We start from the raw sequence: 1,245 nt of genomic DNA on the forward strand, positions 1-1,245 counted from the left end.
CTCGACGCTCGAAACCTCTCGCTGCTGGTGAACGGCTTCAGCAAGTGGCCTGACCAGCCAGGGTGTGGCGACGGCACTTTCGCAGTTGCTGGTGAGGTTCTTCGCCGCGCCCACACGCAAGGGTTTTCCAAATTCAATCCGCAGAGCTTGACCAACCTGGTCAATGGCTTCAGCAAATGGCCGAACCAGGCGGAGTGTCGGGAGGCCACCAGCGCTATCGGCACCGAGGTGACGTACCTCGCAGGCCGAGCCAATCGGCTTTCCGATTTTGTACCGCAGGACCTGGCGAACCTGGTGAACGGTTTCAGCAAGTGGCCGGAACAGGAAAGCACGCGCGAAGCAACGATCGCCATCGGCTCTGAGATCAGTCGCGAGGCCAACCGACTCGGTCGCTTTCCTGAGCAGGAGCTGGCCACTTTGGTGAACGGTTTCAGCAAGTGGCCGCAAGAGCCAGGCATACGTCAGGCTGCGGTCGCCATCGCAGGGGACATTGCGTCCGGCGTCGGCAAGCCCGGCGGATTTACTCATCAGCACCTGGCGATACTGGTGAATGGTTTCAGCAAGTGGCCCGAAGAACTCAATATGCGCCAGGCAGCAGTCACCGTCGGTGGGGAGGTCGTTGCGCGCGCCAGGGAGCTGGGTGGGTTCACGGATCAACACCTGGCCAATCTGGTGAATGGTTTCAGCAAGTGGCCGGAACAGGAGAAGACGCGCGAAGCGGCCGTCGCCATCGCCTCTGAGGTCAGCTGCGACGCCAACCGATTGCGCGGTTTTCCTGGTCAGGAGCTGGCCTATCTGATCAATGGCTTCAGCAAGTGGCCGCAAGAGCCAGGCATGCGCCAGGTGGCGGTCGCCATCGCCGGGGAGATCGCCTCCCGCGCCGACAAAATCAAGGGGTTTACCCATCAGCAGCTGGCCATACTGGTGAACGGTTTCAGCAAATGGCCCGAACAGGAGAAGACGCGCGAAGCCACGGCCGCAGTTGCCCGCGAGATTCTCCGCCGCACCAGTCACCTCCGTGGATTTACTGACCAACATGTGGCGAACCTGGTGAACGGATTCAGCAAGTGGCCCGAGGAGCCTGAAGTGCGCCAAGCTGCAGTGGGCCTCGCCGAGGAGATCGTGTCCCGCGCCGGCCAACTCGCCGGATTTGCCGATCAACACCTGGTGACCTTGGTGAACGGTTTCAGCAAGTGGCCGCAAGAGGAGCGCAATCGGCAGGCCACGGTCGCCATTGGCGAGGAG

General features: G+C 61.8%; 1 pseudogene. It reads left to right on the forward strand.

The annotated features are described in order from the left end of the window. A pseudogene (locus RFM52_RS32710) lies at positions 1-1,245 on the forward strand (hypothetical protein); the annotation flags it as partial.

Source organism: Mesorhizobium humile (assembly GCF_033977215.1).
GTDB classification, from domain to species: Bacteria; Pseudomonadota; Alphaproteobacteria; order Rhizobiales; family Rhizobiaceae; genus Mesorhizobium; species Mesorhizobium humile.